We start from the raw sequence: 5,878 nt of genomic DNA, 5'->3' as shown, positions 1-5,878 counted from the left end.
GGTCAAGCATCCTGCCTTTGCCAGTCGGAAACCGCGCACGCTAATGGATCACCTGCGCGAAAGCTGACAGGGGAAGCCGGGACAACGGCTACACGGCGCCGCAGACTGACGCAAGGTCAGCAGGCCCTACCCGGCGTCCAGGCACAGGGATGGCTCGAACGAGGGGCGCCAGCGCCTGCAATCGAAAAGCCCAGGAGCGATTCAACTTTCGCCGGCACCCAGCGTCGAAACAGACACAACACCTTTACCAAGGAGGTCACTCATGGCGATTCGTGCCACATCACTGGTTTGCTGCCTGGCGTTCGCCCTGGCGGGCTGCGTGGGCTCGTCGGACGACCAGCCGCCACCCAAGACCATGGCCGTCGATCTTCAGCAATACCAGGGCAAATGGTACGAACTGGCGCGCCTACCGATGTTCTTCCAGCGCAAGTGCGTGCAGTCCGAAGCCAATTATCGGCTGCGCCCCGACGGCCAGGTGGACGTGACCAACCGCTGTCGGGAACAGGACGGCCAATGGCAGGAGGCGACCGGTATCGCCCAGCTGCAACAACCCGGCAAGACCGACAAGCTGTGGGTACGCTTCGACAACTGGTTCAGCAAGCTGGCGCCGGACACCGCCAAGGGCGAATACTGGGTGCTGTACCACGACCCCGAGTACAAGGTAGCGCTGGTCGGTCACCCCAACCGCGAATACCTGTGGCTGCTGTCACGTACTCCCACGGTCAGCGAAAACACCCGCAACCTCCTGCTGGAGGCCGCTCGCCAGCGTGGTTACGACACCAGCGAGCTGATCTGGCGCCAGCCAGACTGACCTCGGGCATCACAGCAGGTCGTGGGTCACCTGGCCCACGGCCTGGACCACGCGCCGGGCGCCATCCTGGATCCCGGTGATGGCGCTGCCGGCCTGACCGGCCAGGGCCAGACCGGCACTGGCCTGCTCACGACTGCTCTCGATCTCGATCACCGCCTGGTCGGCCAGCTGCTGGTTGCGTGCGACCACCGAAACGATCTCCTCGGTCGCAGTACTGGTACGCGCCGCCAGTTGCCGCACCTCGTCGGCGACCACGGCGAAACCGCGCCCCTGCTCACCAGCACGCGCAGCTTCGATGGCGGCGTTCAGGGCCAGAAGGTTGGTCTGCGAGGCGATGCTGCCGATGGTCTGCACGATCGAGCTGATCACCACCGACTGCTTGCCAAGGGCCTCGATGGTGGTGGACGCGGACTGCATCTGACCGGCGACCGCCTGCATGGTCTGCACCGCTTCCTGAACCACGGCAGCGCCTTCGCGGGCACTGACGTCGGTGGTGCGCGACACGTCCAGGGCCATTTCCGCCGCCCGGCGAATCTCCTGCTCCTTGCGCACTTGATCGGTGACCACCGAGGCGTACTTGATCACCCGGATGATCTGACCTTCGGCGTTGTACACGGGGTTGTAGCTGGCTTCGAGCCACACCTCCTGGCCGTGGCTGTCCAGGCGGCGGAAGCGTCCGGCCACATAGCGGCCGCTGTTGAGGATCTTCCAGAATTCGGCGTAGGCCGGCGAGGCCACTTCCTCGGCGCTGCAGAACACCCGATGGTGCTGGCCGACCAGTTGGTTGATCGAGTAGCCCATGGCGCCGAGGAACTGGTCGTTGGCGGTGAGGATATTGCCGTTCAGGTCGAACTGGATGACCGCCATGGAGCGGAAGAGCGCTTCGACGAACGCGCCGTTCTCGCGATTCTTCTCGATCTGCACGGTGGTATCGCTGCCAAAGCCCTGGATGTATTCCAGGCGCCCGTCCTGATCGCGCACCGGCAGCCAGGTCAGACGCAGCCAGATCAGCCCACCTTGCGGATTCTGGAAACGGTAGTCGTCGGTCACCGGCTGGAAGCGCGATACGGCCTCCTTGAAGCGGCGGTAGCACGGCAACGTGGTGACGTAGCCAGGCACCAGGTCGAGCAGTGGCCGCCCGATCAGGCGCTCTCGCGGTTGACCCAAGGCCGTGGCGCAGGCTTCGTTGCAGGCCACGATGCGTTGCTCGGGGTCCAGGCGCAGTGCCAGGGTGCCCTGCTCCAGTTGATCGAGCACCTGGCGCAGGCGCCGAACTTCGGCTTCACTGGCCGCCAGTTGTGTTTTTATTTTGCGATCGAACATGAGGATACCTTGCCAACAGGAGGGAATGAGCACGCACGCATCCTGCAAGCCAGTCGCCTGGCGGCGCACAAACCCCGATAGGCGGGGCCTGCAGCTTTTTTATGGATCTCGACGCAGCATGCCACTAGAGACCGCAGCGCCGCTATCAAAGTGCTATGGCTGGGCGGGATTATTTTTGCTCGCGCTGTAGCCGCCTAGATACGCGCATCGGCAGGCGATGGCGTCTGCCGCCGCGCTGGTTTAAGGTGACGCCATCACCGCTCCGCGTCCGCTGCCATGACCGATATCCAGCGCTATGTCCACGCCGCCACCCGAGACAACACCCGGCGCAGTTACCAGGCGGCGGTCGAGCACTTCGAGGTGCAGTGGGGCGGCTTTCTCCCGGCGACGGCCGACAGCATCGCCCGCTATCTGGCCGACCACGCCGACCGCCACACCGTGAGCACCCTGCGCCAGCGTCTGGCAGGCCTGAGCCAGTGGCACCAGGCGCAGGGTTTCCCAGACCCGACCAAGGCGCCGCTGGTACGCCAGGTGCTGCGCGGGATCCGCACGCTGCACCCGACCCTGCCTCGCCAGGCCGCCCCCTTGTTGTTGCAACACCTGAAAACCGCCGTCGACGGGCTGCAGGCCGAGGCGTGCCAAGCGCTGGCCGAGCATGACCTGCCCACCCTGCTGCGCGCCCGTCGCGATGCCGCGCTGCTGCTGCTGGGTTTCTGGCGCGGGTTTCGCGGCGATGAGCTGGCGCGCCTGCGCGTGGAGCACATTCAGGCCGAGCCCGGCGTCGGCATCACCCTGTTCCTGCCGCGCAGCAAGGGCGACCGGGAAGCGCTGGGCGTGCGACACCGCACGCCAGCGCTCAAGGCGCTGTGCCCGGTGACCGCGTACCTGAACTGGATCGAAGTCGCCGGTATCGCCCGTGGGCCGGTGTTTCGCCGGCTCGATCGCTGGGGTCACCTGGGCGAGGCGGCGCTGCACAGCAACAGCCTGATCGGCGTGCTGCGGCGCATGCTCGAACGCACCGGCGTGCCCTCGGCGCTCTACACCGGCCACTCGCTGCGCCGCGGTTTCGCCACCTGGGCCACCGACAACGGCTGGGAGCTCAAGGCGCTGATGAGCTACGTGGGCTGGAAGGACGCCAAGTCGGCGCTGCGCTACATCGAGGCGGGCCAGGCCTTCGGCGACCTGGCGCTGGCGACGCCGGCGCGGCCGTTGCCGAACCTGAGCGGCCCGGTCGACTGAACGCTTCGCATCTGCCGTCTTCTCAGCTAGCCTTGCCCTTCTCCCCAGAACAGTCGAGCACCCATGGCCATCCACCGTCTGACACGCTCCCACCCGCGCCTGAGCCTGGGCCTGCTGATCGGCGTGCTCGGCGCCTGGCTCCTCCCCGCCGACGACTGGATTCAGCGGGTGCTGGCCGGTTGGAACCTGGGGGTATGGACCTACCTGGTGCTGGTGCTGTGGTTGACCTGGCGCGCTTCACCGGACACGGTGCGGCGGGTGGCGAACATAGAGGATGAAAACGCCGGCGTGGTGCTGTCCACGGTCTGCATCGCCGCCATCGCCAGCCTGGCGGCCGTGACCCTGGAACTGGCCGACAGCCGTGACCTGCACGGCAGCGCCCAGGCGATGCATTACCTGTATACCGGCTTCACCGTCGCCGGCTCATGGCTGCTGATCGGCTGTATCTTCAGCCTGCATTATGCCCGGCTGTTCTATACCCACGCCGGTGAAGAGCCGCTGTTGCGTTTCGCCGACGGCGAGCGATGCCCCGATTACTGGGATTTCCACTACTTCGCGTTCACCATCGGTGTGGCGGTGCAGACTTCCGACGTCGGGGTTGGTGGTCGGGCCATGCGGCGGGTGGTGCTGGGGCAATCGCTGGTGGGGTTCGTGTTCAACACGGCGATTCTGGGGTTCACCATCAACATCGCGGCCGGGTTGCTCAGTTGACCATCGGTCCGAAATACAGGGGTATGTGGCCTGCGGTTTGAGCTTCTGTACCGGGCGGAAAACGTTTGCGCTGGGTCTTGGGCGGGTGGTGTTGCGACGGATTCATGAATCGAGGTGCGAATTGTCATCCGGTTCGCGCGACAGTTGCGGTGGGGCTGCTATGTTTAGAGTCGGCCAGATGACACCAAGGGTGTTTCTCGGCGCGGCGGCCTTCTGGTGACTGGGTGTGGAGGTTGGCATGAACACGATGACATTTCCCAATGCCTGTCAGGTGATGCGGTGGCATTTTCATCCTCTGGGGTTCGAGGCGAACATGGATGCGCCGCGTAGCATGGTTGCCCGGGTTTTTCATCGGGGGACCGGGGAGACGGTGCTGGTGGTGGCTGGGATTCCCTGTTCGACGGTGATGGGGGCGGCTGAGGTGGAGCGGATTATCGAGGCTGTGGAGGATGAGTTGGAGGCGTTTGGGGATCGGGGGGGGTTGGTTCGGGTGGGGTAGGTTTTTTGCGGGTTTTGGGGTGGTGTGAATGTCTGTGTGCTTTGTTGACGCTGATTCATCTTTTTGATGGTTTTTGAACGGTGTAAATATCTGTTTGCTTTGTTGACGCTGATTCATCTTTTTGATGGTTTTTGAACGGTGTGAATATCCGTTTGCTTTGTTGACGCTGATTCACCTTTTCGCTTTTACAGCGACCTACTTTTTCTCTTGGGAAAAAGTAGGCAAAAACCGCCTGCTCCTGCATCCGGCCCCTGCGCGTTGCGCAGGGGTTCCCTCGCTGCGGCGTCTTTCGGGCCTTCGCGGCCTAAGACTTGCTGCGCAAGTCACCGTCTCGCGACTTCGGCTACGCCTCAGGGCGCTGCGCGCCAGGGCCCTACAGGCACCTCTGCTCGGCCTCCTGACGTCGCGATTTGTGGTGACTGGACTATCGCGCACTTAGAAGCAAAGGCAAAGGCAAACAGCAGGTTTGCGCCTACGACCTGGCATGCCAGGAGCATGAAGGTATCTCTGGTTCGACTTTGACGCGTTTGGCCAATTGCGGAGGACGACCATCCTGTCGAGGGCTTGACGTCTTTGTGCATGAATGTCGCAGGCCCACTACCTCGAAATAATCCTGGCGAGGCTTCCAGAGATGTTGTGTCAGTGCAGAACATGACGATAATGGCGGTCGGAAATGACTCATCGGATCAGCGAACAATGAACAATCGTGCAGCACGCTACGGGCTAGTGGTTTTGCCTTTTCTGGTGATGTGTCAGCCAGCCCAGGCTTCTAAATGGGAAATTTGCCGCCTGGAGCTTCACGTCACTCAGGTTGTGAAGCAACCTCATCCAAAGCTGCAGGCCCAGGTCATGAAAGTGAGCACCACCTCGACCACGGCCGAATGCCCGAAGGAAGGCGTCACTCTCACCTTCATCCCTGAAACTCCCGACTACCAAAGCACACTCCCACGCCGACAGTGGCCAGGCCAAGGTCAGTCGATGCGCATCGACTACCGCTACCTGGACGGCAACTGCAAGGGAGAAGGCCATAGCTACGCCTGTCGCATAGAACACTATCCACTAGCAAGAAATTGAATCTGACCCGCAACAGCTTCAAACGCCACGTGCAAATGCAAGTGCAGCCCCAGCCCCAGCTTCTAGGCGCGCAATAGCCAGACACCATAAATCGCGGCGCCATTAGGCCGAGCAGCGGATGCCCTGCGCCAACCCCCTCCAGATTTTGCTTCTAAATGCGCGATAGCTCAGTCACCACAAATCGCGACGTCAGAAGGCCGAGCGAAGGCGTCTGTAGGGCC

At 63.0% G+C, this 5,878-nt stretch carries 6 protein-coding genes; 5 read left to right on the top strand and 1 reads right to left on the bottom strand.

Translation table 11 applies throughout. The annotated features are described in order from the left end of the window. Window positions 1-262 precede the first annotated feature (262 nt). On the top strand, window positions 263-811 hold the full coding sequence (locus IAE34_RS06065) for a lipocalin family protein (protein WP_200137964.1): 549 nt from the start codon (window positions 263-265) through the stop codon (window positions 809-811). 9 nt (window positions 812-820) lie between these two features. On the opposite strand, the gene IAE34_RS06060 is transcribed toward IAE34_RS06065, so the two are convergent. Continuing rightward, window positions 821-2,134, bottom strand: coding sequence for a methyl-accepting chemotaxis protein (locus IAE34_RS06060; RefSeq protein WP_200137963.1), 1,314 nt, complete (start codon window positions 2,132-2,134; stop codon window positions 821-823). Window positions 2,135-2,410: 276 nt separating this feature from the next. Here IAE34_RS06060 and IAE34_RS06055 point away from each other — a divergent pair, with 276 nt between their 5' ends. The 4 genes from IAE34_RS06055 (at window position 2,411) to IAE34_RS06040 (ending at window position 5,657) form a co-directional block, all read left to right on the top strand. Next, a complete protein-coding gene (locus tag IAE34_RS06055) occupies window positions 2,411-3,373 on the top strand; it encodes a site-specific integrase (RefSeq protein ID WP_200137962.1) in 963 nt (320 codons plus the stop codon). 63 nt (window positions 3,374-3,436) lie between these two features. After that, window positions 3,437-4,084 (top strand): DUF1345 domain-containing protein, encoded by a 648-nt coding sequence (locus tag IAE34_RS06050; protein ID WP_200137961.1) that lies wholly within the window; start codon window positions 3,437-3,439, stop codon window positions 4,082-4,084. 238 nt (window positions 4,085-4,322) lie between these two features. Continuing rightward, on the top strand, window positions 4,323-4,583 hold the full coding sequence (locus IAE34_RS06045) for a DUF1652 domain-containing protein (protein ID WP_200137960.1): 261 nt from the start codon (window positions 4,323-4,325) through the stop codon (window positions 4,581-4,583). A 696-nt stretch (window positions 4,584-5,279) separates the two neighbouring features. Further along, the gene (locus tag IAE34_RS06040) at window positions 5,280-5,657 is read left to right on the top strand and encodes a hypothetical protein (protein ID WP_200137959.1); all 378 of its coding nucleotides are present in this window, start codon (window positions 5,280-5,282) and stop codon (window positions 5,655-5,657) included. The last annotated feature ends 221 nt before the right edge of the window (window positions 5,658-5,878 follow it).

Origin of the sequence: Pseudomonas sp. S30 (genome assembly GCF_016518545.1) — a bacterium.
Taxonomy (GTDB): domain Bacteria; phylum Pseudomonadota; class Gammaproteobacteria; order Pseudomonadales; family Pseudomonadaceae; genus Aquipseudomonas.
The sequence above is the reverse complement of the archived record's forward strand: the minus strand, read 5'-3'. Positions and strand labels throughout refer to the sequence as shown.

Excerpts from the sequence above, each read along its gene's own strand:
- IAE34_RS06065 (WP_200137964.1), top strand. The coding sequence starts at position 263 with ATGGCGATTCGTGCCACATCACTGGTTTGCTGCCTGGCGTTCGCCCTG.
- IAE34_RS06060 (WP_200137963.1), bottom strand. The coding sequence starts at position 2,134 with ATGTTCGATCGCAAAATAAAAACACAACTGGCGGCCAGTGAAGCCGAA.
- IAE34_RS06055 (WP_200137962.1), top strand. The coding sequence starts at position 2,411 with ATGACCGATATCCAGCGCTATGTCCACGCCGCCACCCGAGACAACACC.
- IAE34_RS06050 (WP_200137961.1), top strand. The coding sequence starts at position 3,437 with ATGGCCATCCACCGTCTGACACGCTCCCACCCGCGCCTGAGCCTGGGC.
- IAE34_RS06045 (WP_200137960.1), top strand. The coding sequence starts at position 4,323 with ATGAACACGATGACATTTCCCAATGCCTGTCAGGTGATGCGGTGGCAT.
- IAE34_RS06040 (WP_200137959.1), top strand. The coding sequence starts at position 5,280 with ATGAACAATCGTGCAGCACGCTACGGGCTAGTGGTTTTGCCTTTTCTG.